General features: G+C 68.4%; 19 protein-coding genes and 1 pseudogene. 11 read left to right on the top strand and 9 right to left on the bottom strand.

Features of this window, described 5'->3' with window-relative positions; translation table 11 throughout:
• Positions 1–2: 2 nt before the first annotated feature.
• Both IEJ02_RS27070 and IEJ02_RS27065 read right to left on the bottom strand, forming a co-directional pair.
• Positions 3–623 (bottom strand): aspartate/glutamate racemase family protein, encoded by a 621-nt coding sequence (locus IEJ02_RS27070; RefSeq protein WP_223864472.1) that lies wholly within the window; start codon positions 621–623, stop codon positions 3–5.
• 112 nt (positions 624–735) lie between these two features.
• A complete protein-coding gene (locus IEJ02_RS27065; RefSeq protein ID WP_191067245.1) occupies positions 736–1,662 on the bottom strand; it encodes a glutamate cyclase domain-containing protein in 927 nt (308 codons plus the stop codon).
• 135 nt (positions 1,663–1,797) lie between these two features.
• Between IEJ02_RS27065 and IEJ02_RS27060 the strand changes: the two are divergent.
• The 9 genes and pseudogenes from IEJ02_RS27060 to IEJ02_RS27020 form a co-directional block, all read left to right on the top strand.
• Positions 1,798–1,938 (top strand): annotated as a pseudogene (locus IEJ02_RS27060) (IS5/IS1182 family transposase); the annotation flags it as partial.
• Between the two features lie 958 nt (positions 1,939–2,896).
• Positions 2,897–3,985 (top strand): quinone oxidoreductase family protein, encoded by a 1,089-nt coding sequence (locus tag IEJ02_RS27055; protein ID WP_191067244.1) that lies wholly within the window; start codon positions 2,897–2,899, stop codon positions 3,983–3,985.
• A 316-nt stretch (positions 3,986–4,301) separates the two neighbouring features.
• Positions 4,302–4,673: an antibiotic biosynthesis monooxygenase family protein gene (locus IEJ02_RS27050; RefSeq protein WP_317985930.1), complete on the top strand. Its 372-nt coding sequence runs from the start codon at positions 4,302–4,304 to the stop codon at positions 4,671–4,673.
• A gap of 308 nt (positions 4,674–4,981) precedes the next feature.
• Positions 4,982–5,959, top strand: a complete 978-nt coding sequence (locus IEJ02_RS27045; RefSeq protein ID WP_191067243.1) for a TAXI family TRAP transporter solute-binding subunit — start codon at positions 4,982–4,984, stop codon at positions 5,957–5,959.
• Positions 5,956–6,684: a class II aldolase/adducin family protein gene (locus tag IEJ02_RS27040; protein ID WP_191067242.1), complete on the top strand. Its 729-nt coding sequence runs from the start codon at positions 5,956–5,958 to the stop codon at positions 6,682–6,684. Before IEJ02_RS27045 ends, IEJ02_RS27040 begins: the two co-directional genes overlap by 4 nt.
• A gap of 86 nt (positions 6,685–6,770) precedes the next feature.
• Positions 6,771–7,517 (top strand): dienelactone hydrolase family protein, encoded by a 747-nt coding sequence (locus IEJ02_RS27035; protein ID WP_191067241.1) that lies wholly within the window; start codon positions 6,771–6,773, stop codon positions 7,515–7,517.
• Positions 7,518–7,549: 32 nt separating this feature from the next.
• Positions 7,550–8,533, top strand: coding sequence for a cupin domain-containing protein (locus IEJ02_RS27030; protein WP_191067240.1), 984 nt, complete (start codon positions 7,550–7,552; stop codon positions 8,531–8,533).
• Between the two features lie 21 nt (positions 8,534–8,554).
• Positions 8,555–9,655 (top strand): alcohol dehydrogenase catalytic domain-containing protein, encoded by a 1,101-nt coding sequence (locus tag IEJ02_RS27025; protein ID WP_191067239.1) that lies wholly within the window; start codon positions 8,555–8,557, stop codon positions 9,653–9,655.
• On the top strand, positions 9,652–11,241 hold the full coding sequence (locus tag IEJ02_RS27020) for a bifunctional 3-(3-hydroxy-phenyl)propionate/3-hydroxycinnamic acid hydroxylase (protein ID WP_191067238.1): 1,590 nt from the start codon (positions 9,652–9,654) through the stop codon (positions 11,239–11,241). Before IEJ02_RS27025 ends, IEJ02_RS27020 begins: the two co-directional genes overlap by 4 nt.
• A gap of 227 nt (positions 11,242–11,468) precedes the next feature.
• Here the strand turns inward: IEJ02_RS27020 and IEJ02_RS27015 are convergent, their stop codons facing one another.
• The 3 genes from IEJ02_RS27015 to IEJ02_RS27005 form a co-directional block, all read right to left on the bottom strand.
• Positions 11,469–11,828 carry a YciI family protein gene (locus IEJ02_RS27015; RefSeq protein WP_191067237.1) on the bottom strand — a complete coding sequence of 120 codons (360 nt, stop codon included), beginning with the start codon at positions 11,826–11,828 and terminating at the stop codon, positions 11,469–11,471.
• Positions 11,829–11,842: 14 nt separating this feature from the next.
• Positions 11,843–12,826, bottom strand: coding sequence for a hypothetical protein (locus tag IEJ02_RS27010; RefSeq protein ID WP_191067236.1), 984 nt, complete (start codon positions 12,824–12,826; stop codon positions 11,843–11,845).
• Between the two features lie 236 nt (positions 12,827–13,062).
• Entirely contained in the window at positions 13,063–13,905 is an 843-nt protein-coding gene (locus IEJ02_RS27005) for a fumarylacetoacetate hydrolase family protein (RefSeq protein WP_191067235.1), read from the bottom strand.
• A 117-nt stretch (positions 13,906–14,022) separates the two neighbouring features.
• Between IEJ02_RS27005 and IEJ02_RS27000 the strand changes: the two genes are divergently transcribed.
• Positions 14,023–14,517: a VOC family protein gene (locus IEJ02_RS27000; RefSeq protein ID WP_191067234.1), complete on the top strand. Its 495-nt coding sequence runs from the start codon at positions 14,023–14,025 to the stop codon at positions 14,515–14,517.
• A 90-nt stretch (positions 14,518–14,607) separates the two neighbouring features.
• Complete coding sequence (locus IEJ02_RS26995) at positions 14,608–15,423, top strand: IclR family transcriptional regulator (RefSeq protein ID WP_317985929.1); 816 nt, start codon at positions 14,608–14,610, stop codon at positions 15,421–15,423.
• A 76-nt stretch (positions 15,424–15,499) separates the two neighbouring features.
• Here IEJ02_RS26995 and IEJ02_RS26990 read toward each other — a convergent pair whose 3' ends face one another.
• The 4 genes from IEJ02_RS26990 to IEJ02_RS26975 form a co-directional block, all read right to left on the bottom strand.
• Positions 15,500–15,982 carry a MarR family winged helix-turn-helix transcriptional regulator gene (locus IEJ02_RS26990; RefSeq protein ID WP_191067232.1) on the bottom strand — a complete coding sequence of 161 codons (483 nt, stop codon included), beginning with the start codon at positions 15,980–15,982 and terminating at the stop codon, positions 15,500–15,502.
• A gap of 77 nt (positions 15,983–16,059) precedes the next feature.
• Positions 16,060–16,980, bottom strand: coding sequence for a VOC family protein (locus tag IEJ02_RS26985; protein ID WP_191067231.1), 921 nt, complete (start codon positions 16,978–16,980; stop codon positions 16,060–16,062).
• Between the two features lie 44 nt (positions 16,981–17,024).
• Positions 17,025–17,870, bottom strand: a complete 846-nt coding sequence (locus tag IEJ02_RS26980; RefSeq protein WP_191067230.1) for a fumarylacetoacetate hydrolase family protein — start codon at positions 17,868–17,870, stop codon at positions 17,025–17,027.
• A gap of 39 nt (positions 17,871–17,909) precedes the next feature.
• The gene (locus tag IEJ02_RS26975) at positions 17,910–19,082 is read right to left on the bottom strand and encodes an acyl-CoA dehydrogenase family protein (RefSeq protein ID WP_191067229.1); all 1,173 of its coding nucleotides are present in this window, start codon (positions 19,080–19,082) and stop codon (positions 17,910–17,912) included.
• Between the last annotated feature and the right edge of the window lie 12 nt (positions 19,083–19,094).

Below are 19,094 nucleotides of genomic sequence, written 5' to 3'. Positions count from 1 at the left end.
CCTCACGAGGCGCCATGGACAGCCTCCTTCAGGGCGAGGACGGCTGTCTGCGGCGCGGTGAAGACGGGCACGTCCACCCGTGCGCGGACCCGCTCCACCGCCTGCGAGGTGGAGAAATGGGCCAGGACGATGGCGTCGCAGCCGGAGAGCCTCGGTGCCTGCTCCGCGACCAGCCGGTTGTGTGCCCCTGCGTCCCCCGAACGCAGCAGCTCGATCGCGGAGTCGACGACGATCGACCTGAGCTTCGCAGGTGATCCCAGACGTTCCGCCTCGGCGGCGAATTCGTCCTCCATGGTCGGGACCGAGGGCGCGAACGTGGCAAGCATCCCGACGTCGGTGCCGCACGCGAGTGCCGCCCGGAACATCGCCTCGTTCGGTTTGACGACAGGCACGGGCAGCAGAGCGGCCGCGCGTTCTATCGCCGGGCCGAACGCCGAACAGGTCGCCAGGATGCCGTCGGCGCCGGTGCGGTGGGCGTAGCGCACCAGATCCACGAAACGTTCGATCAGCTCCTCGGTCAGCTCCGGCCTACGTGCCCGCTCGGTGGTGAGCCCGTCATCGAGCAGATTGGTCAGCTCGGCCTCGGGCCATTCGCTGCGGAACGCGTCATGGACGGGCGGCATGGCGACGGACGTCGCGTGAACAAGGACAATACGTGCTGTGCCTGTCATTACTTCTCTGCTCTTTGCGTCGCGCCGGGCATCGGCCCGCTGATAGCGGGCCACCATCGACCGGTCAGGTGTTTCGTGACAAAACGGCTGTTATGGACTCGATGATCTCAATGTGGTCGCCGAGCGGGAGCCTGTCGATCGTCATCTGCAACTGGCCGGGCCGATCGACACGACTGTCATCGATGGCCTGGCCGATGGTGACCGCCGCGGTGAGGACGTCGCGCTCGGACTGCGCGTGGAAGTGCTTGAGCAGATACGGGGCCAGATCGGGCCGCAGGCTCGCGACGGCTCCGAGCAATCCGTAGGCACCCCAGTTGGCGACACCGGAGACGATCAAGTGGTCGGCGCCGGTCCGCGCGGCGACCAGGGCACCGTTCGGAATGTCCTCCTCGATGATCTCCCGGGGCAGTACACCCATGCCGATCTCGTTGCCGCCGTCACCGATCCCGATGGTGGTCCAGGGTGAGCTCCAGCCGTCGTCCTGGAACAGGTAGTCCAGCGGCGCGGTGTCGTCCGAGATGTCCCACCCGTGCTCGCGGTGCGCCCTCCCATCGGCGCCCAGGGAGCAGCGCTCGATCGCGATGAGGTGGGTGAGCGGCTGCTCCGCCGACTCCAGACGTCCGCGCAGGCTCCGTACGGCGGCGGCGTCCACCGATACGACCTCGAGCGCGACCCTTCCCGGCAGAACACCGGTGACGGCCCATACCGCCTTGGCGCATGGCGCGTCGGTGATCACCGTGACGGGTATTCCGGCCTCGATGAACCCCGCGGCGAGCTGGCCCATGCCGTTCAGGCCGTCCGTCTCAGGTGACGGTGGTTCCGCGTGCCGGACGAAGAACCCGCACACGATACCGATGTGCGGCGAGGGGTGGTCCGCTATTGACCGGGCGGCGCGCTCCAGATTCCCCTGCGCGAACGCGGCAAGTCGACTGATGTCGCGGCGCACCTTACGTCCGACGATACCTTCGATCTCGGTGATAGGCGTTGGCATTTGCCCTCCAAGGGGTCGCGTATACTTAACGTATATATGGCCTCTGGGTGTGTCAACCACACTTCCGGGCCGGGCGGCGTGCAGCCGAACCGGCGGTAAGGAGCTCGATGCGGTGACCGCGAGGTCAGTGCCGTCGGGATTTCGGAGTCGGCGGCCGACCGGATCATCGACCGCATCGACCCTCTGCTGGCCTCGCCGCCCCGAAGCCGGTTCGCGAGGGGCACTGTGCTGATCGTGGACGGGACGTTGGTGCCCACCCGAGACCACGCGGTGGCCACTGCGCGCCCACCTGTTCCACCACAGCGGCCCGGAACGCTTCCAAAAGGACGCATCCGGGGACTGTGCGAGGTCTACCGCGGCAGCAAGGCGGCACTCAACACGTTCATACGCAGCTACGCCAACCGGTCAGGCCGACACCGACCGTGCCCTGCTGCTCATAGTTGCGGGTTAGGGCCCCGGCCGGGCAGGGCCGGGGCCGGTCTTGTCGGCATGCAGGGGGCGCGGAAGCCCGCCCGCTTCCTCCTGGAGGGCGACGTCGTCGAGACGCGTATCGGCGGCATCGGTGAACTCCGCCAGGCCTGCGTCGCCTCTGCCGAGACGGGAGAGCGACAGGTGACCGCATGATGCGGTCGGCCTCACCGCCTCATCGCTCCCCGCGCTGCTCGGCAGCCTCCTGAATCTGATCCTGGTGCGGTCCAATCCAGCGTCGGGGCTGCACCGTCGTGCCGCCCCGACGCTGCCTTCGTCGTTAAGCGGATCCGGATCCACCTCGGCCGCGGGTTCGGTTGACGCAGAAAGTCGCAAGGACTGGTGGCCTCAAGGGGGGGCCGGCGGTACGACGGGGGCCGGCCGAGCCGGGGAAGGACACCTCCCTCACGCTCGGGCCGGTACTCGTCACGGCCGACGAGCTTGCTCCGTACCGCTCGGGAGGCGGCCAGCAGTGCACGGTGTCCGGCCAGGTCGCCTTCGGTTTGTCGGTCTGTCGCTGCAGCACGGCGAAGTTGGTGGCGTAGCGCCAGAATCTCGGCCTCTTTGTCGTGCTCACTCCTTGGCAGGAGCCGTATCAGGGTGAACACGCTCGTCAAGGTCAGACAGAGCAGTCGCGGCAGCACTCCATCATGCGGAAGTCGGCCCACCGCCTTGCGTGTATCGTTTCGCAGAACTAGAGTCCTTATTTATAGGACGACCTGGGGGTTGGTGAGGTGCAACTCCGACGAGGTATGGGGAGCGCAGGATGTCTACGCCGACGACCACAGCTGCAGTCTGGGTGTACGAGCACGGCGGTCCGGAGGTGCTCGTATACGGGCACCATCCCTTGGCCGAGCTCGGGCCGACGGATGTACTCGTGACTGTGGACACGGCTCCCGTGTCCGGCTGGGACCTGAAGTACCGACGAGGGTTCCAGGCCGGGACGAAACTGCCTGGCCGCAACCCTTTCCCGATGCCGCAGCAACTTGGGCGAGAAGCCGCTGGCACTGTCCTGGCCACCGGGCCCGAGGTGAAGGGGATACATGTCGGAGATCGCGTCGTCGCCGTCGTGCATCCGGAGAACCCCTACGCGATGGAGACGTACCGTGGCCGGGGCAACCTCTCCAGCGGCATAGCCGTTCCGGGCCATCAGTCCCTCGGGGGCTACGCCGAATACCTGGTGCGTGACGAGCGACTATGGCTGCCGCTGCCCGATCACGTCGACCTCGAACAGGCCGCGGCCACCCTGTGGAGCTACGGCACCAGCCACCGTGTGCTGCGCGATCGGCTGCGCGTGACGCTGGGGGACACCCTGCTGGTAACAGGTGCGGCAGGACCCATGGGCCTGGCCACCCTGGCTCTGGCCCGCCTCTTCGGAGTGCGCACCATCGCCACGACCCGCAAAGCCGACAAGGCCGCTGGCCTACGGGCAGCAGGCGCGGACGAGGTGGTGATCACCGACGACCTCAAGGGGGCGGGTAATGCTCTTCTCGAACTGACGCGCGGCCAAGGAGTCGACCATGCGGTCGACTACTCGGCCAGCGCCGCGCTGCTACGTCTGGCACTCGATGCGCTGCGCTTGGGCGGCAGGCTGTGCCCGGCCGCGGGAGAACAGAACCCACCTGGCCTCATGCCTTTCACCGTCTTCGACCTGACCCGCCTCGAAGCGGACATCGTGGGTGTTCGAGGTGCCCGACACGAGGACGCGTTGCGGATCCTCGATTTGCTCATCAACGGTCGGCTGCACACCCCGATCGCGGCCCGCTTCCCTCTGGCGAAGGCCGCCGACGCGCATGCCCTGATGGAGAACGCGACGGACATCGTCGGCCGCATCGTCCTCAAGCCGCACCCCTGATGTCCTCCGTGCATGAGGACCCCCAACGGACCATAGCAACCGGAGGAGCGGGACATGTTCGTCGAGTCTTGCGCGGGGGCACTGCGGAGGCTTCCAAGCTCGGCGGGTTCCTTCCAGGTCGGCGCGCATGTCTACGAAGTCGTCCCGGTGGCAGAAGCCTGACCGCATCACCTGGCAACAACCCGACGAAAGAACACCCAGCCGTCCTCTTGCGCCTATTGGCATGGCATAGCGATATGACCATTCGTGCTGGCTGCGGGGCAGCCGGGTTCACCTATCCCTCTCGGGGCGCTTCCGCCCCACTTAAGGAGCTGACGTGATCGACCTGAGGAACATCGACGCTGCAGAACCCTTCCTCAAGCAATTGCAGGGCGAGGACAGCGGTCCCATCACCCTCATTAACACCTTCGTCGTCCCCGAGGGTGAGATGCAGAGGGTCCTCGACCTCTGGCGGGAGGACTCCTTCATCATGAAGGCCAAACGCGGCTTCATCTCCGCACAGCTCCATCGAGGTCTGGGTGACAGCAACATCCTGACGAACGTGGCCGTTTGGGAATCGGTCTCTGCCTTGCGAGACGCATTCAGCAGCGAGGAGTTCCAGAGCCTGCTGCCACACTACCCCGACGGCTCTTACTGTTATCCGCACGTCGTCCGAAAGGTGGCAGTGGAGGGGATCTGCGTCGCGTGAGGTCGCAGCAGGACCCCGGTTCGCGCGTCACCTTCCGCGAATCGCCGCCGTCGCCACCGCCGATTTCCACTCTCTGCCCGCCGTAGCCCTCCAGGCGCCTGGGCCGTGAGGGGGTTCGGGGGCGGAGTCGCTGGGACGGCGGTCGATGAACCCGTCGCGACTGGCTGTCGGACGGGCGCCGCGGATGAGTCTAGAGCTAGAGGTATAGTCTTAGAGTCATGCCTTCTCCCTCTCGTGTCTCGGCCTTCCGCCTTCTATGCTGACCGTTAAACAGGATTTGTGTCCCTCATTCCAGGACAGGAGCTGTTATGAGTCCCTCCCCCGTCCCTCCCGGGCGACCGGCCGAGCCCAAGATCGATCGCTCCCTCACCCTGCATCTGCGGGGCGACTGGGGCAGCGCCAACCTGCACCGGGTCTGCGGCTGGATCGCCCAGGAACTCGCGGACCGCTGCGGCTCCCGCACCCGGATTGCCACCTGGAACAGCAGGGGCTTCAGTGACGCCGTGCGAGCAGTGGGACATGGAGAGGTGCATGTGGCACTCACGACCCCGGCTGCCTTCACGGCCGCGGCGCTCGACGGGCGCGGGGTCTACCGCGACGAGTCCTTCCCGGACCTGCGAGCTCTTGGTGTGGTGCCGCAGCGGGACCGGCTGGTCGTGGCGCTGCACAAGGACCTCGGCATCACCACGTTCGCCGAGCTGCGGCAGCACAAGCCCATGCTGCGGCTCGCGACGTCCGTGAACGACGGGGTCAATTACGTGGGGCTTGCCGCTCACGAGGTCCTGACGCGGGCGGGTGTCGACGTCGTCGGCTGGGGTGGTGAACTGCTCGAGGACGAGCGGCCGTTCGAGTCACTGGACCACGTGAAGGAGGGACGGGCGAACGCCATCGTCCACGAGGCGATCATGCTGCCCGTCTGGCAGGAGATCGGCCGCGACCTGAACTTCCTCGAGGTCGAGGACGATGTCCTCACCGGCCTGAACGACGACTTCGGCTGGCCGGCGGCGGTCGTGGACGACCACTACTTCCCTGGCCGGGCCGCCTTCAGGACCCTCGACTTCTCCGACTTCCTGGTGTGCGCCCGCGCCGACCTCGCCGACGACGTCGCCTACGCCATCGCGTGGGTGCTGGGGGAGACGCGTCACATCATCGAAGGGCAGTACCGGCACCTGGCTCCCGAGCGGAGCCCGATCACCTACCCCCTCGACCCCGCGACCATGGGCAAGGCCCCGATCCCCCTCCACCCGGGGGCCGCCCGCTACTACGACGCCTTGCCCACGGCATGACTCCCGCCCAGGCACGCAGGGCTGCCGTGGAGGCGTCCCACGCTCTGGCCGCGGCCGGTCAGGGAGACATGGTCTGGGGACACGCGGCCGTGCGCGACCCGGAAGGCCGCGGTATCTGGATCAAAGCTCCGGGCTGGGGCCTCGAAGAGGTTCGTGACGACCGGCTTCAACTCGTCTCCTACGACGCCGAGGTGCTGCACGGAGAGGGTGTCCCGCACAAGGAGTGCCACATCCACCTGGAAATCCTGCGGGCGTCGCCGGAACTGAACTGCACCGTGCACACCCACGCGGTGTCGGCCGTCGCATTCGCCGCCCTGGACGTGCCGCTCATGCCGCTCTCCCACGAGGGCGCCCTGTTCTCCGGTGACGACGTGCCGAGGTTCCGGGACACCGGTGGGCTCGTCAGCAGTTCTGACCTGGGAAAGAGGCTCACCACGGCCCTCGGCGCCGCACCCGCCGCCCTCATGCCCAAGCACGGGCTCGTCGCCGCCGGGCGGACCGCCGCGGCGGCCGTCATGCACGCCGTACTCCTCGACCGCGCCTGTGCCGTCCAGTTGCGGGTACAAGCGGCCGGCCCTGCGGTCGTACGTTCCGATGCCTGGGAGGCGCGCGCCAAGCGCGCCCAGTGCTGGCCCGACAGCCAGCTTGAGGCCGGCTACCGCTACCTCGTCCGGCAGGCGGCCGGCTCGCTCGCCGACGTGGGGGCATCTCCTCACACCACCTGACACCGGAGGCCCGCTTCCCCTTTTCCTCAGCCGGTGCGTCTCCCGTCATACCGCTCCCACTCAGTGCACACGAAGGACACAGCACCATGACCGACCAGCCCAACTCCGCAGCCATCACGACCGACTGGACCACCGTCTCCACCGCGGACGGACCGATGCGCGTGTATGTCGCACGGCCCAAACGGCCCGCCGACCGGGCCGTGATCGTGCTACAGGAGGCGTTCGGAGTCAACGACCACATCCAGGACATCGCCGGCCGTTACGCCGCCCACGGCTTCCTCGCCCTCGCGCCCGACCTGTTCCACCGCAACGGCGTCAGCATCCTCGACTACGAGCAGCACGCCGAGGCCATGCCGTTGATCGGTGCCATCGGGCCGGACGAGATCGTCGCTGACATCGAGGCCGTCCTGACTCACCTCCGGGCGGAGGAAGGCGTACCCGCCTCCCGCACGGCGATCAATGGATTCTGCTTCGGTGGCCGTGCCGCCTTCACCGCCGCCACCGCCATCGGTGGATTCGGCGCCACTGTCGTCTTCTACGGTCCCGGCATCGCTGCCGGCCCCCACGCGGTCGTGGACCGCGCGGTGAACATCGACGCCCCCATGCTGCTGCATGTCGGTTCCGTGGACCCCACCATCCCCGGTGAACACGTCGCCACCATCGAGCGAGCCCTCACTACCGCGGGCGTCGAGTTCGAGAGCTACGTCTATGAAGGCGCGGGACACGCCTTCGCCTGCGATGCCCGTCCGCACATGTACGTCGAGGACAGCGCGAGGACCGCCTGGCAGCGCACCCACGCCTTCCTCGACAAACATCTGCCCCCCACCGCCTGACCCATCACCTCCGGACGAAACAAGGACGTTTCATGGGCACCGTCACCGAAGTCATCGAGGTCGTCTGCTCCGACGAGCCCGCCCGCTCGGTCGAGCGCGACGAGCACCTCCTGCTCTCGCCCCCGCGCCCCAACCCCTTTCCCGTGAAGCTCTGGAGGGACCACGAGCCACTGAGCGTGGTGCACTTCCCCCAAGAGTACGAGGCCGTGCCCTTCGCTCCGCCGCGCGGAATCTACGAGAGCGCCCAGATCCGCGTCGAATGGCAGACGATGGACAACCGGCAGCCCTTCTACCACCGCAACTGCGACGTCGACGAGATCTCGTACCAGATCGACGGCGAGCGCACCCTGATGACCGAACTCGGTGTCGTCGAGCACAGGCCGGGCGAGTTCTCCCGGATCCCCCGTGGAGTCGCCCACGACAACTGGGGGCGCCGCGAGAGCCATCTGCTCTTCTACACCCCGGCTCCGGTCAGAGAGGAACGCGCCCCCCTGCGCCGCTCCGAAACGGTGTTCCCGCCCTTCCCCGGCTGGGAGCCCGGGGCGGTCAACGAGGCCGTCACTCAGTGCATGGGCGCCCCCGGGCACGACATCACCGTCGCGCCCGTCGACGAACGGCGGCTGCTGGAGCAGGTGAACGCGGAGAAGGCTCGCATCAGCGTCCTGGCCGGTGCGGACGAGGTCGGCATGACCTGGCTGTACCAGTCCGTCGGCTTCCGCCTGGGCATCGTACGGCTGCGGGCCGAGGGCCCGCGCGTGTACCGGCGCACCCTGGACGCCTACGAGATCCAGTACCAGATCAGCGGCCACCGCACCCTGGTGAGCCAGCGCGGCATCGTCGAACTCGGACCGGGCGACTTCGTCCGCATTCCCCTGGGCATCGCGCACACCAGCGTGTGCGGCGAGGTGAGTGAGCACATCGCCCTGTTCTCCGACCGCGAGCTGCCGCAGATCGCGGAGACGACCAGGGCCGCCGAGCCCTACACCCCCGAGCGCCTGGCCGCACTTCAGCCCTGAACGACGCAGGAGCCGCACGTCATGACCACCATGCTCGCCGCGCGTGCCCAGAAGGGTTCCACCGCGCTACACCTGGACAAGATAGCCACTCCCGAGCCCGGGCCGTACGACGTTCTCGTCAAGGTGGCGTCCGCGGGCCTCGCCCCCGGAATGATGACGCTGCTCGCCCAGGGTGCCTTCAAGCACCTGCCCACCACGCTCGGCCACGAGGCCGCCGGCAACGTCGTCGCCGTCGGCACCGAAGTGGAGGGCATCGACGCGGATGCCCGCGTGCGGGTGCACCCGAACCTGAACTGCCGGACCTGCGGCTACTGCCGGTCCGACCGGGACATGATGTGCCCGCAGCAGGCGATGATCGGGCATGCCGCCTTCGGTGACGTCCCGATGCCGCTGTACGACCGCTACCACGACGGGGGGCTGGCCGAGTACATCCGGGTGCCGCACTGGCTCGTCGACCCGCTGCCCGACAACGTGTCCTTCGACGTCGGCGCCAAGGCTCACGATCTCGCCAACGCCATACGCGCCCTGAAGTGCGCCGACCTGCCGCTGGGGGCGACGCTCGTGGTCACCGCCGCCACCGGCACGATGGGCACCGCCACCGTCAAGCTTGCCCGGCACTTTGGGGTGTCCCGGCTCGTCCTCGTCGGCCGCAGTGCCGAACGGCTGGCGGCCGTCCAGCCCCTCGCCGGTGACGTGCGCACCGACTGCGTGGCCCTCGAAGAACTGCCCGCGAACTGGGCTGAGGAAGGCGGTCTCACCCGAGCCCTGCGCGCGCTGGTCCCGCAGGGAGCCGACGCCGTACTCGACTTCGTACCGGACGGGCCGGCCACCTCCCAGGCGCTCGCCGCGCTGGCGACCGGCGGCAGCCTCGTGCACATGGGCGCCAACCGCAGCCCGCTGATGCTCCCCATGGCCGCCGTCATGGTCAACTGCTGGCGCATCGTCGGCACCCGCGCCTGCACCCGCACCGATGCGAGGGAAGTCCTCACCCTGCTCGGCCAGGGCGCCCTGGACGCGGAGGAACTCATCACGCACCGCTACCCGCTGGCCGAGGCCAACGAGGCGGTCGCCGCCCTGCGGAATCGGACCGAGCCGATCTGGATGGCGGTGGTCAACCCGTGAGCGCCGCATCCCAACTGCCCGTACTCGTGGTCGGAGGCGGTCCCGTCGGCCTGACCGTGGCAAACCTGCTCGCGGCCCGCGGAGTTCCCCTCGTCCTGGTCGAGCGCAACGCCTCCACCAGTGACGAGGCCAAGGCCATCAGCCTGGACGACGAGTCCCTGCGGACGCTGCAGACGGCCGGTCTGGCGGACAAGGTCCTGGAGATCGTCGTCCCGGGTACCGGCACGCGGTACTACGACCGCAAGGGCCGGCCCCTCTTCCACGCCCGGGGCCCGCAGCCGTACCGCCTCGGCTTCCCGTTCAAGAACCAGTTCGCCCAGCCCGAACTGGAGAAGCTTTTGCTGGACGAGCTGAAATCCCGTTCGGGGGCGGACATCCGCTTCTCCACCGAACTGCTCACCGTGACGGACAACCCCGACGGCACCGGCGCCACCGCCGCGATCCGGACCCCCGGGGGCACCCGCACCGAAGCCCTGCGAGTCAGCTGGGTCCTGGCCTGCGACGGAGGCCGCTCGACCGTACGCGAACTGCGCGGCATCGGTATGACAGGCACCAGCCACCAGCACGTCTGGCTGGTCGCCGATACCACCGGTGACCATCACGACGAGCGCTACGGAATGCATCACGGCACCCCCGAACGGCCCACGGTGATCGTGCCCGGCCGAGGCGGCCGCTGCCGCTACGAGTTCCTCCTGCGTCCGGGGGAGGGCGAGAAGGGTGCACGGCCCGACTTCGAGACGGTGCGCAGGCTGGTCGCGCCCTACCGGTCGCTCACCGAGGACCAGGTGGAACGCTGCACCGCGTACACCTTCAACGCCGTCGTCGCCGACCGGTGGCGCGACGGGTGCGTGCTGCTGCTCGGCGACGCCGCGCACATGATGCCGCCCTTCGCCGGCCAGGGACTCAACTCCGGCATACGGGACGCCGCGAACCTCGCGTGGAAGATCGACGACGTGTGGCACGGCCGCGCCGCGGACAGCCTCCTCGACACCTACGAAGCGGAGCGGCGCCCGCACGCCACCGCCATGGTCCGCTACTCCGAACGCCTCGGTGATGTCGTCATGACCACCGATCGGCGTCGGGCTCTCGTACGCGACATCGCCGCCCGTGCTCTGCTGCGCGTACCAAGGGGGCGTCGCTACCTCACCGAGATGCGGTTCCGACCCTCAGCACGGCATGAGAGCGGCCTGGTCGTCGGTGACCACTCCCTGACGGGCACGCAGCTACCGCAGCCACGGGTCCTGGTCTCCCCGAGCCTGCACCCGCTCTGGTTCGACGAGGTCCTCGGCCAGTCGTATGCCTTGCTGGGCGTCGATGTCCCGGACGCCGCCTGGCGACGCTTCGACACTCACTGGCCCGACGACACGCTGGGCATCAGGCGGATCGATGTGGCGCTCGGCGACCGCATGCCGCCGACGACCGGAGTGCGCGAAGCTGTCGCGGACGCGGACGGCCGCCTGGAGGCAGCCCTCTCCACGGCCCGCAACCGGTTCGTCCTGGTCAAGCCCGACCGCTACATCGCGGCCGTCCTGGGGCCGCAGGACATCCCCGCCGTCGCCGCGGCACTGTGCAAGAAGACCGGGTGACGTCCCTGCCGACCACGACGGCCGCCGTCCGGGGCCACGATCACGGGGTCCCGAACAACTGGTCTACGAGCAGCGGCCGCTGCCGGCGGGCATGGCGGCCCGGCTCACGGCCGCCCGGACATCGTGGCCGTGGACGTCGACCCACGTCCTCGAAACCTCCGGCTCACCTGCAAGCATAGGTCCAATGCAGGCCGGGCCCCGGCGCTGCTGCGCCGGGGCCCGTACGCTCAACTCCCGTCGGCTTCGGTCGCCCCAATTTGATGGGCGCGTTCGTCGGCGAGCATCGCGGTGACCGCCGGAACGGAGAAACCTCCGATTCCCAGGAGGTGGTGCACCTCCCAGGGAATCACCTCGTATTCGCGGAACCCTCCGGCAACGAAGGGCTCACTGCGGAAGAGGTCATCGACGGCCTCACGGCGCATGTGGCCGACGACGATGATGCCAAGACCTCGGTCGGGGCTGGGCCCGGCCATCAGTATCCGGCCCGTGAGCTGTTGATGGTGCATCCATGCCAGGTGATCGCCGAGGGCCTCCTCGATCGCGCGTTCCCGGTCGCCGCTCCAGCGGTGCAGTGTCAGGTACCACATCGTCCCATGTCCCTTCAGCCGGAGAAGTTGAATGCGGTGCCCACCCGCTGTTTGTCTGCCCACGCGCGGATCCACGCCAGGATCGGGACATCCCATTGGAAGGGCATGGCCAGCTCGAACACGATCGTGTCCGTGTGGGAACTGCGGGCGGGCACCTTTCCTGTGATCACATCTGCCAGTTGCAGGGCATCGGCGGGTAGGGGCGGAGGGGTGTCGCCGATGAAACCGCTGGCGAATCCGAAAGCAACCAGCTCAGGGCGCCGAGTCGTTGGTACCGCCAAGCGGGCACCACGCTTGAGGAGGTTGCCGCCCGCACCGGTCATGCTGATCAGCAACGCACCGGGACGTACGGCCTCGGGATCGGGTACGGCTGACTCACCGAAGGAGTAGCGGCCCGCGGCGGTGATGACATCGGCGCCAGCCACCGCCTCGTCGATGGACGCCGCTACCGACACGTGGACGTCGTCGCCGAGCTGGGTGCGCAGGCCCGCGCCGAAGGCCGTTCGGCTCTCGCGCGTTGGGCTCCATACCCTCAGGTGGCGAAGGCCAGGCATCACACGGCGGATGGTGCGCACATGACTGCATGCCTGCACCCCGCTCCCCAGCACCGTCAGTGTGGCGGCGTCAGCGGGAGCGAGATGGCGCACGCCGACTGCGGCAGGGACCGAAGTGCGCAGCGCGTTGAAGTCGTCCAGCGCGATCAGGCTGTCGACTGCGCCGGTGGTGCCGTCCAGTTGGACCCCGAGCGATGCGTTGGGGCGGGCTTCCTTCACTCGGTTGGGGAAGACACGCAGGGTCGCGGGACCGCTCGCGAGCGACACCAACTGCGCGGCCAGCTCATCGCCATTGGCCAGGTCCAGCCCCGCGAAGACGGTCTGTGCGCGATCGCCGGAGTGGCACTGGGTGACGGAGGTTTCGACTGCGTCGATGGCGCTGTCGAGCTCGTCGTCGTTGGTAGCGAGCCGACTCAGGTCCGAGCGACTCAGCAGTAGCGGCATGTCAGTACCTCTCTCGGTCGGAACAGTACCCATTCATCCTGTACTTCGAGACATAGGTTGTGCAAGACAGGACAGCGGTAGCGGCCGCTGGTGGTCGGCGTCGTGCCCCGCGTCCGTAGGTGCGGCACGCGATCCGCACGCGCCGCGAGAGGATGATGCGAGGCGATCGCGGACGCCGACGGCCGTCTCGATGAGGCGCTGACCGCCACTCGCAGCCGACGCCACACTGCCGGCGATCAGGCCGTTGTGGTCTCCCGCACGCATACGTTACGGGTCTCGCCGAGCCCTTCCACGACGGTTCGCAGGGTCTGACCCTCCTTGAGGTACACCTTGGGGTCACGCCCGTCGCCGACACCGCCGGGCGTCCCCGTGCAGATGATGTCGCCCGCCAGCAGCGTGATGATGTCGCTGACGTAGGCCACGATGTCGGCGATGCCGAACAGCAGGTCGGATGTGCGTGAGCGCTGCATCACCTCGCCGTCCACCTCGCAGCGGATCTCCAGGTCCGGCTCCTTGTCACCGAACTCGTCCGCGGTGACCAGTTCGGGCCCCACGGGCGTGGTGGCCTCGAAGGTCTTGCCGGCCAGGAACTCCCGGGTGCGGCGCTGGTATTCGCGTACGGTCACGTCGTTGACGACGGTGTATCCGGCGACGAAGTCCAGTGCCTTCTCCTTCGGGACGTGACGGGCGGGTCGGCCGATGACAAAGCCCAGCTCGGCTTCCCAATCCGTGCTGTCGCTCACCGCGGGAAGTGTGATCGGGTCGTAGGCCCCGATGAGGGACCCGTCGTACTTCGCGAACAGGGTCGGGTATCGGGGTGTGTCCCGCCCCATCTCCTTGATGTGCGTGGCGTAGTTCAGGCCGAGGCAGATGATCTTGTTCGGGTGTGGCACCAGGGGTGCGTGGACCGCCTTCGCCGCGTCGACGCGATCGCCCTCGGCGGCTCGGGCCGCGCTGTGCCAGTTGTCACCCGAGCTGAGCAGGGCGCCCACGTCGGTGTGTGTGAGCAGGGTGTAGGAGTCGCCGTCGCGGCGGGCCGCCCGTGTTCCGTCATCCGTGCGCAGAGTCGCCAGTCGCATATGAGGTGCACCTCTTCCGTGTGTTGGCCGACGTCAAGCCGAATCGTGCGAGTGTTGTGGGTGTTACGATATGCAGGATTGTAGTCCTGTTATACGCGACTAGCGAAAGGTGGTGCCATGGCCATCACCGGACTCGGCCACACCGGTCTGTGGGTGTACGACCTGCCGAAGATGCGCGACTTCTATGAGCGCGTGCTGGGGCTGACCGTCACCGACGAGGACGAGGGCCTGGACATCGTGTTCTTCAGTGCGCGGCCGGACGAGGAGCACCACGAGTTCGTGCTCCAGGGCGGGCGCACCTCTCCCATCGGCGACAAGCAGCAACACCAGATCTCCTGGCGTGTGGGGTCGCTGGAGGATCTTCGGGTCTTCCATCAGCGGTTCGAGGAGGAGGGGGTCAGGGTCCAGCAGGAGGTGACGCACGGCAACGCCCTCGGGATCTACTTCTTCGACCCCGAGGGCAACCGCAACGAGGTCTACCTGCGCATCGAGCGGGACGTGCGGCAGCCCTTCCGCAAGACCATCGACTTCGGTCTCCCGCCCGAGCAGATCCACGCCGAGGCCGAGCGGCTGCTCAACGACGACGGCGCCGCCTATCAGCCCGTCGAATAGCTCAGCCGAAGGTCTCTCCGTCCAGTGGGTCGTCGGCTGGCCCCGCAGGGCCGGGTGGGGTCAGTACCCCCCATGTGGCTCTGAGCGCCTATGATGTCCTGCATGACAGGACGGAAGCCAGAGACTGGGACGACAGCGAGCCAGTACCGTGAGCGGAACTCGACTGCGGATCGGGCGCTGGACATTCTGGGGATGTTCTCCGAGAGCAAGTTGTCGGTTTCGGGGCAGGAGGTGGCCACGGCCCTGGGGGCTGCCCGGTCGACCGCCTACCGGTACGTGCAGAGCCTGGTGCAGAGCGGGTTCCTGGAAGAGGACCCGGGCGGGGGTTTCCGGCTGGGGCTGCGCGTCCTGGAACTGGCGCGTCTCGCCCGGCGGGGGTATGGCCTGTCGGAGATCGCGCTGCCCGTCATGCGGCACCTGTGTGCCCAGGTGGGGGAGACGGTACTGCTGACGCGGCGTGCGGGTGGCACCGCCGTGTGCGTGGAACGGTGCGAGGCGGAGCATCCGGTGCGGATCTCCTATGAGCGCGGCGCCGTCCTTCCGGCGAACGCCGGCGCCTCCGCGTTGGCGCTGCTCGCGTGGCTGCCCGAGCAGGAGTGCCGCGGGCTGCTCGAAGGCCAGCGGTTGCAGAGGTTCACCGCCCGAACGATGACGGACGTCGATGTGCTGATCGAGCGCCTCGCGGAGGTTCGCGCCGATGGCTACGTCGTCAGTCGGGGTGAACTCGACGCGGACATTCTCGGTATCGCCGCGCCCGTAAGGGGGGCCGACGGCACGGTGGTCGCCGCGCTGAGCATCGCGGCCCTTGAGCACAGGGTTCCGGACCGCCGACTCGGAGAGGTGATCGATGCCGTGCGCGGCGCGGCCGGCCTTGTCAGCGACCAGCTGGTGGTCACGGAGGACTGACCGGCGCGACGACCCGCGCGGGAAGGTGCCCTGTCCAGTGGAAACCATGTCCTGCGCGGTCTGGAGTCGCTGCCGGTCACGGTTGTCGCCGGCCGAGCGGTTGTCCCGCGGCCGGCGTGAGTGCCTGGGCGAGCTCCCACAGGTCGGGCAGCGCGGAAGCGATGCGCTGCGACGCCTCCGGTGGAAGCTGTCGCAGAGCCTCGGCGATCGCTGTGCCGAGGCTCGCGTCGACCTCCCCGGCCGCTGTGCGCATCTTGTCCGTCGGGTGGAGTTCGACGTAGCGCTTGTCGTGGCCGCTCGTGCGGCGTTCGAGATAACCGTCGCGGGCGAGCTGGGTGACCAGGGTGCTGACGTTGTTGGGCTGCATGCCCAGCACCGTGGCCACCTCTCGGACGCTGAGGCCCGGCTGGCTGTCCACCAGCCGCAGCACTTCGACCTGGGCGAGGGGGCGCCGGTGCTCGCCGCTCGGAGGTGACTGGCGCTGATGGAGGACCCGGTGCAGGGTCCAGATCACGCGCGCCAGTTGCACGGATGGCTCTTGGGGGGCGAGCTCGCTCATCCCCCAAGAATACATCTAGGGCTAGAGTCTTTTGGTGTGGGTGACCGTGTTCATCCGTGAACTCCTTCGACCGACCGCTAGCTGTCGTGCGAGCCGGTCATGAGGGCGGCCAGGTCGTCGGGCCGGATGAAGGAGGGCGGCGGAGGCGGCCCCCAGTTGAACAGTCCCTTGGCACCCTCGAAGACCTCCGGCTTCCACAGCTGGTCGTCGACGACGCAGTCCAGGTCGGAGTAGTACTCGGAGAAGTTTCCGGCCGGATCCTTCAGGTACCAAAAGAAGTTGGAGCCGGCGTGGTGGCGGCCGAGGCCCCACACGTGCCGCTCCGGGTGGTCCTCCAGCATGGCCATGGCGCCGCGCCCTATCTCGTCGACGTCGTCGACCTGCCAGGAGGTGTGGTGCAGGAATGCCACGGGCGCGGACAGGACGAGGACGTTGTGGTGGTCGGTGGAGCAGCGCAGAAAGGCACCGACATCGCCCATCAGGTCGGACACCTGGAAACCGAGGCCGTCGCGGAAGAACCCGGTGGTCGATTCGAAGTCGGTGGTGCCCAGGACGGCGTGGCCCAGCTTGCGGGGCCGTACGGGATCGACGCGCTGGGTTCCCGGAGCGCGTGTCCCGACGCGTTCCAGGCGGCCGGGGCCGTTGTAAGGGGTGGGCGGCGTCAGCGGCTGTGTGACGCGCGGCTCCACCCGCAGCACGGCACGGACGCCGGTGATCTTCTCGTACGCCGTGAGGGCGCCGCCCTTCATCTGGGCGGGTATCCCGAGCCGGTCCAGCCGCGCCCCCGCCGCCGCGAGGTCGTCGGGAGTGTCGACACCGACGGTGAGCTCGACGAGCCGGCGGGTGGGGGCGTGGACGACACGCAGTTGGCGGCCTCCGTCACGGGTGCGGAACCAGCCGTCCGCCTCGGGGGTCAGGCCGAAGTCGGTGTAGTAGGCGGCCGTCGCATCGGTGTCGGGGACACCCATGACGACGGAGGAAAGTCGGTGCAGTGCCATGCGGAACTCCTGGACGCGGATGAATACAGGGTGGGGTGTGTTGCTCAGTCGCGGAAGGTCTGGCGCAGTTCGCCGATCCCGCGTACACGGCTGACGAGTACGTCGCCGTGGGTGAGCCAGCGTTGGGGGGTGCGCCCCATCCCCACCCCCGCCGGGGTGCCGGTGAAGATGACGTCTCCGGGCAGCAGCGGCAGGACGGCCGACAGACGGGAGACGAGGGCGGGTACGGAGAAGATGAGGTCACGGGTGCGGCCCTTCTGGACCTCCTCGCCGTTGATCGAGCAGCCCAGTTCGAGGTCGTCGCTGTTGTCCAGGGCGTCCGGGGTGACCAGGTACGGTCCCATCGGGGTGAAACCGGGGTAGGACTTGCCGAGCCCGAACTGCGGGGCGGGGCCGGTCAGTTGGGTGATCCGCTCGGAGATGTCCTGGCCGACGGTGAGCCCGGCGACGTACAGCCATGCGTCTTCCGCGTCAACCTGGTCGGCACGTTCGCCGATGACGGCGACGAGTTCGACCTCCCAGTCGGTGTGCCCGCCCTTCGGCAGCCGCACCTCGGTCACCGGGCCGGTGATGCTGGAGACGTACTTGGTGAAGACCGGTGGCAGGGTGTCCGGCGCCTCGAAGCCGGACTCGTCGGCGTGCGCGCGGTAATTGAGCCCAATGGCCAGTAGCTGACGCGGGGCGGGCGCGGGCGAGCCGAGGTCCGCGGCGGCGAAGGGCCGCCCCGCGGGCAGGTCGGCCGTCCCCGCCCACTCACGGAAGGCGTTCCAGCGCTCGTAGACGCCCTGGGGATCGGGGCCGAAGCGGCCGCCGCTGGCCTGTTCGACGTCGACGGCGGTGTCGTCGTCCGTGACGAGGACGAGACGGCCGGAAAGGTTGGCGATGCGCACGTGCTGCTCCTTGGGGAGGGCGGGAGTGAGAAGACCGGGTCAGACGAGAGGGGTGATCTTCTCCTCGACGCCGAGCAGGGCCTTGCCGTACACCTCCATCGCTACGGTCGGCGCGGCGACCGCGTGCCGGCCGGCGGTGTTGGCGTCCCGCCAGATCCGCTGAAGTGGGTTGACCTCGGCGAAGGAGGCGGCGCCGTGCACGCTGACAAGCGTGTTGATGGCTTCGAGCACGTTCTGGATGACCCAGCCGGTGTCGGCGCGCACCCGGGCGCGTTCGGTGAAGCTGAGGTAGGTGCCGTCCTGCGCGGCCTGGTCGATCTGCGCCGCGGCGCGCTGTGCGTGGAGGATGGCGGTGTCGATGCGCAGGGCCGCCTCGGCGATCTGCATCTGCACAGCGACGGACTCCGCCTGCGTCTCGTAGAAGGTGTACGAGATGGGCTTGCGGGCGGCCTTCTCCGTGACGTACTTCAACGCCGCACGGCCCAGTCCCAGTTGCGGGCCGGCCAGGACGAGGGCCAGGACGGGCACGAGCGCCGAGCGGGACAGGACCTCGTCCTTGTGCTCGGTCGGGTAGTCGCCCTCGGTGGCGGCGGGGATCGACATGACGCGGTGCTCGGGGACGAAGATGTCCTCGGCGACAAGGCAGTTGCTCGCGGTCCCCTTCATGCCGGCCACGAACCAGGTGTCCTCGAGGGAGAGGTCCTCACGGGGCGCCAGGAGCAACGCCTGGTCGACGATCTCTCCCTCCTCGTCGGTGAGGGGCACGCCGAGGGCTGCCCAGTCGGAGTGCGAGGAACCGGAGTTGTAGTACCAGCGGCCCGACACCCGCCAGCCGCCGTCCACCTTGACGGACGTGGAGGTGGGCGTGAGGACGCCGGTGACCCGTGCGTCCGGGTTGGCGCCGAAGACGTCGTCCTGGGCTTTGGAGGGGAAGAGGCTGGTGAGCCAGTTGCAGACGTTGACGAGGGTGACGACCCAGGAGGTCGACCCGTCGCCCTCGGCCAGCGCGGCCGAGACGTCGAGCATGGTACGCAGAGACGTCTGGTGACCGCCGTACCGCTTCGGGACCGAGAGCTTGAGCAGTCCGGCTTCAGCGAGGGCGTCGATCACCTCGTCCGGTACCCGGCGGTCGGTCTCAGTGGCCATCGCGTGTTCACGCAGCAGCGGCTGGAGGGCCACGGCACGTGCGACCAGGGCGTCATGGGTTGTCATGGTGGGGCTCTC

Origin of the sequence: Streptomyces sp. 5-10 (assembly GCF_014712245.1) — a bacterium.
Lineage (GTDB): Bacteria > Actinomycetota > Actinomycetes > Streptomycetales > Streptomycetaceae > Streptomyces > Streptomyces violaceusniger.
This window is presented reverse-complemented; position numbering and strand designations above follow the sequence as displayed.

Excerpts from the sequence above, each read along its gene's own strand:
- IEJ02_RS27035 (WP_191067241.1), top strand. The coding sequence starts at position 6,771 with ATGACCGACCAGCCCAACTCCGCAGCCATCACGACCGACTGGACCACC.
- IEJ02_RS27055 (WP_191067244.1), top strand. The coding sequence starts at position 2,897 with ATGTCTACGCCGACGACCACAGCTGCAGTCTGGGTGTACGAGCACGGC.
- IEJ02_RS26975 (WP_191067229.1), bottom strand. The coding sequence starts at position 19,082 with ATGACAACCCATGACGCCCTGGTCGCACGTGCCGTGGCCCTCCAGCCG.
- IEJ02_RS27010 (WP_191067236.1), bottom strand. The coding sequence starts at position 12,826 with ATGCCGCTACTGCTGAGTCGCTCGGACCTGAGTCGGCTCGCTACCAAC.
- IEJ02_RS26990 (WP_191067232.1), bottom strand. The coding sequence starts at position 15,982 with ATGAGCGAGCTCGCCCCCCAAGAGCCATCCGTGCAACTGGCGCGCGTG.
- IEJ02_RS27025 (WP_191067239.1), top strand. The coding sequence starts at position 8,555 with ATGACCACCATGCTCGCCGCGCGTGCCCAGAAGGGTTCCACCGCGCTA.
- IEJ02_RS27000 (WP_191067234.1), top strand. The coding sequence starts at position 14,023 with ATGGCCATCACCGGACTCGGCCACACCGGTCTGTGGGTGTACGACCTG.
- IEJ02_RS27040 (WP_191067242.1), top strand. The coding sequence starts at position 5,956 with ATGACTCCCGCCCAGGCACGCAGGGCTGCCGTGGAGGCGTCCCACGCT.
- IEJ02_RS27015 (WP_191067237.1), bottom strand. The coding sequence starts at position 11,828 with ATGTGGTACCTGACACTGCACCGCTGGAGCGGCGACCGGGAACGCGCG.
- IEJ02_RS26995 (WP_317985929.1), top strand. The coding sequence starts at position 14,608 with ATGATGTCCTGCATGACAGGACGGAAGCCAGAGACTGGGACGACAGCG.
- IEJ02_RS27005 (WP_191067235.1), bottom strand. The coding sequence starts at position 13,905 with ATGCGACTGGCGACTCTGCGCACGGATGACGGAACACGGGCGGCCCGC.
- IEJ02_RS27030 (WP_191067240.1), top strand. The coding sequence starts at position 7,550 with ATGGGCACCGTCACCGAAGTCATCGAGGTCGTCTGCTCCGACGAGCCC.
- IEJ02_RS27065 (WP_191067245.1), bottom strand. The coding sequence starts at position 1,662 with ATGCCAACGCCTATCACCGAGATCGAAGGTATCGTCGGACGTAAGGTG.
- IEJ02_RS27070 (WP_223864472.1), bottom strand. The coding sequence starts at position 623 with ATGCCGCCCGTCCATGACGCGTTCCGCAGCGAATGGCCCGAGGCCGAG.
- IEJ02_RS26985 (WP_191067231.1), bottom strand. The coding sequence starts at position 16,980 with ATGGCACTGCACCGACTTTCCTCCGTCGTCATGGGTGTCCCCGACACC.
- IEJ02_RS27045 (WP_191067243.1), top strand. The coding sequence starts at position 4,982 with ATGAGTCCCTCCCCCGTCCCTCCCGGGCGACCGGCCGAGCCCAAGATC.